The 3854-nt window shown below is 31.8% G+C and carries 3 protein-coding genes; 2 read left to right on the top strand and 1 reads right to left on the bottom strand.

Features of this window, described 5'->3' with window-relative positions; all coding sequences use genetic code 11:
* Window positions 1-368: 368 nt before the first annotated feature.
* A complete protein-coding gene (locus AACU98_RS02175) occupies window positions 369-1031 on the bottom strand; it encodes a class I SAM-dependent methyltransferase (RefSeq protein WP_004247914.1) in 663 nt (220 codons plus the stop codon).
* Window positions 1032-1588: 557 nt separating this feature from the next.
* Between AACU98_RS02175 and AACU98_RS02170 the strand changes: the two genes are divergently transcribed.
* The gene (locus AACU98_RS02170; RefSeq protein ID WP_004242527.1) at window positions 1589-2815 is read left to right on the top strand and encodes a phosphoadenosine phosphosulfate reductase; all 1227 of its coding nucleotides are present in this window, start codon (window positions 1589-1591) and stop codon (window positions 2813-2815) included.
* 12 nt (window positions 2816-2827) lie between these two features.
* Entirely contained in the window at window positions 2828-3469 is a 642-nt protein-coding gene (locus AACU98_RS02165) for an IbrB-like domain-containing protein (RefSeq protein ID WP_004247912.1), read from the top strand.
* Window positions 3470-3854: the final 385 nt, after the last annotated feature.

Raw genomic sequence — 3854 nt, 5'->3', positions numbered from 1 at the left:
TTTTAGTATTGTACATATTTTTAGCGCTCCAAATAAGTAAAAATAACTAAGTATTAATATCTAATTTACAATTAATTGGTAAATTTTAGTTGATTAATTCTCAATGGTTAGATAATTTAACGCTTATCCATTTTTGATCATCTTAAATGGACACACACTTTGATTTGATTATCCCCGTTTTGCTTAGTTATATTTTATAACTAAGCTTTTTTCGGTTACTTTAAGCGATACACACTAGAAGCAATACTGTTATTTATCAAACAGTTGTCATTCTATCAAATAAATTAATTCTCTGAGGCTAACTTTATCTCCAACTGTGTAACGCCTTCTTGATACATTTTCAATTTATTCAAACTATACTACTTTTTTTATAATTTTTTATTTCTCGCGGTAAATAACGCGACAACTCCTTGAATATGAATAGATACATCGTAAAAAAAACAAGATAATACTTTTTCTAAAGCATCTGCCGAGTCAGAATAGTTACTAAAAATACCTTTTTTGTTATAAACAGACATCAATTTATTACCAAAAAAATTGTGTTCAACATCAGCCCCCAAGATAGTAGCACCATATAAAACACCCTTTTCCGTTAATATTTTACTTATATTTTCTATCACTTTCTTTTTACCTTCCATTGTGCCAGGTAAGCAGTGTAATAGATAAAATAAAGAAATAGAGTCAAACGATGAATTGAATTCATTAGGAAATTTATGATAGATATCATGCTGTAAGCAATAAGTTAATTTATCATCAACAATATTTTTTTTAGCATAATCTAAGCTATTAATATTAAGATCTGTTAATGCTATTTTATTTATATTAGCTAAAGCTCTTTTTAAGTAAAATCCTGTTCCTACACCAATATCCATATGGTTCTCACCAAGATTATTTTTAAAATGAGGTAGCAAATATTTATCTGTATCACAACGCCATGCATAACGGTTAGAAATATTTAATACCCACCAGTCATAAAGTTTTAATGCTGTGGGGGTATATACTTTAACTCCATTGTGAGTGTCTAGTGTCATACAAAATCCTAGTCGTAAAATGATTATTCTATGATTTATACAAACCACGAATAACTGGAAATAACGAATAGTTAAACAGGTAATCATCTAAACAAGACAACATAACATATTGAAATTAAATAAAAAACAAATCAAACTCTAACGGTTAAGTAAGGTGTTATTGACATTAAAAGCGCCGATTGACCGGTTAAGAAATCTTCTTTCTCAGCTTAATGATAAGCAAACTTATTCATCTGTTTTATTTTTAGTAAATAAAAGATATTAAATCGCCCTTGCGCTGGATTATTTTATACATTTTACTGCATAACCAATTGATATTTAGTATAAAAAACCACCAAAAATGCATAATCACAGATCTATACAGCATAACGCCATATTGAAATAATATAGTAATATCTTTCCATAATCAGTTAGTTTAATAAAAACAATTAAATAGAGTAGTTACTCTACTGTATTAAAATAAAATTAATAATTACTAACAATTAATACTTACCTTTATCATCTAAATATGATTAAGTGATAATACTAACATTAGCTAATCTATTTTGGTGATAGTTATGTCTTTGAAACGTAAAATTGCGCTGGGGAAAAATGTATTAGAAGCTGCTCAAGAGAGAGTCCAGTGGATATTTGATACTTTTGAACAAATCACTCTCTCCTTTTCGGGAGGGAAAGATTCTACTGCGCTTTTTCATCTTGTTGCCGCACAAGCGCGAAAACAACATAGAAAATTTAATGTGATGTTTCTTGATTGGGAAGTTCAATATTCTGCGACTATAGATCATATTATAAAAATGAAATCTATCTACCAAGATTGTATTGAACAGTTTTACTGGATAGCACTCCCTATCACCACTGAAAGTGGCATTTCTCAATATGAACCTACATGGACAGCATGGGAGTCTGGTAAAAAATGGGTAAGACAACCGCCAGAAGATGCGATAACTGACCCTCACTTTTTCCCTTTTTATCACCCAAATATGCTTTTTGAAGATTTTACCCCTGCATTTAACCAGTGGATCACAGGTAATCATCGCAGTTCGATTATCCTGCTAGGCATAAGAGCGGATGAATCTTTAAACCGATTTATTGCCATTAGTAATAATCGAAAGTTACGTTATGCCGATGATATTCCTTGGACAACGGCATCAGCAGAAGGCTTTTATTATATGGCCTACCCTATTTATGATTGGCATGTTAAAGATATCTGGACTTATATAGCGCGTTTCAATTTACCCTATAACCCTATTTATGATCTGATGCACCAAGCAGGCGTTAGTTTAAGTCAAATGCGTATTTGTGAACCTTTTGGGCCAGAGCAACGCAAGGGACTATGGTTATATCATGTGCTAGAGCCTGAAACATGGAGTCTTGCTTGTGAACGAGTGAGTGGAGCTGATGCCGGAATGTTATATACGAATCCTCGTAATAAATCAGGTTTCTATGGGCGACATCAAATTAGCAAACCTTCCCATCATACGTGGAAATCTTATGCTCACTTTTTATTAGCCAGTTTACCAGAGAAAACAGCAGAACATTATCGTAATAAAATAGCGGTCTATCTTCGCTGGTATGCCGAACGAGATTACCCAAATGGCATACCTGATGCACAAGAAGGTGATACTAGCACTAAACAGATACCTTCTTGGCGACGAATTTGTAAGACCATCTTGCGTAACGATTTTTGGTGTAGAACATTAGCATTTAGTCCTACTAAATCACACTGTTATGATCGATATTTCAAACGGATACAAGGAAAACGAAAAGACTGGCAACTTATTTAGCAAGGTGTGAATATGACCATTGAAACTATAATTTCTGTTTTAAAAGAGTACCTAGCAAAACTAAATGATGAACAAAAAATTGAAGCTCTCAATAAAATAAAAATATCGCTTCATCAAATAAGCCCATTTAAAAATGAACCTACTGACTGTGTTCTTTGGATAAAGCAACAACAAGTTATCGCTAATGACTATAATCCCAATGTCATGTCTCCGACAGAAAAGAGATTACTAGAAACGTCTCTGGTAAAAGACGGTTATACTCAGCCTGTTGTTGTCTTACCTATTCAACAATCCAAAAATAAACCATCACAATGGCAAGTCGTTGATGGTTACCATCGTTATTTATTGAGTAAAAAAAATAGCTTAAACAAGCGAATTAACGGCTATTTACCTATTACTATACTTGATGTTGAAAGTCATACTATGGCTGACCAAATGGCAGCGACTATTCGCCATAATCGGGCTAGAGGGCAACATCAAGTGGCAGCAATGTCGGATATAGTTAGAGATTTATCAAGATTAGGTTGGAATGACCAAAAGATTGGTGATGAATTAGGTATGTCACAAGATGAAGTACTACGTTTAAAACAGATTAGTGGCTTAGCTGAATTATTTTCAGAGCACGACTTCTCAGAAGCTTGGACGGTTAAGTAGAAATAACTTTGTATAAAGCACCAATAAATATATTTATTGGTGCTTTGTTAGTAATATCAACGACCATAGAAATAATTTATTTATATGGCTTACTTCCGTTTCTTACTAAATTAGTATTAATTTATTATTTTTCAGTAAGAAAAATTCATATTGATGACATCCTATGTTTTATCTTAAAAAAACTAAAAAACAGCTTATTTTTAGCTCCATATTATCTTACTAAAATCATACACCTAAATTTATTTATCATTCAAAAAAATAATAAATAATTATAATAATTTTAGATATTCTCTTCTTTATTGTTGCTATGATAATAACAATCAAATGATTGATATTGACGATCGTAACCATTCATTTGATAGATGAAAGCTATCATTATATTACA

The sequence above is a fragment of the Proteus sp. G4380 genome (assembly GCF_963885725.1).
GTDB classification, from domain to species: domain Bacteria; phylum Pseudomonadota; class Gammaproteobacteria; order Enterobacterales; family Enterobacteriaceae; genus Proteus; species Proteus mirabilis.
Note: the sequence above shows the minus strand (reverse complement) of the source record. Positions and strands in the feature narration are given on the sequence as shown.

Bases quoted from the DNA above. Each gene is read 5' to 3' on its own strand.
- AACU98_RS02175 (WP_004247914.1), bottom strand. From the start codon at position 1,031: ATGACACTAGACACTCACAATGGAGTTAAAGTATATACCCCCACAGCA.
- AACU98_RS02170 (WP_004242527.1), top strand. From the start codon at position 1,589: ATGTCTTTGAAACGTAAAATTGCGCTGGGGAAAAATGTATTAGAAGCT.
- AACU98_RS02165 (WP_004247912.1), top strand. From the start codon at position 2,828: ATGACCATTGAAACTATAATTTCTGTTTTAAAAGAGTACCTAGCAAAA.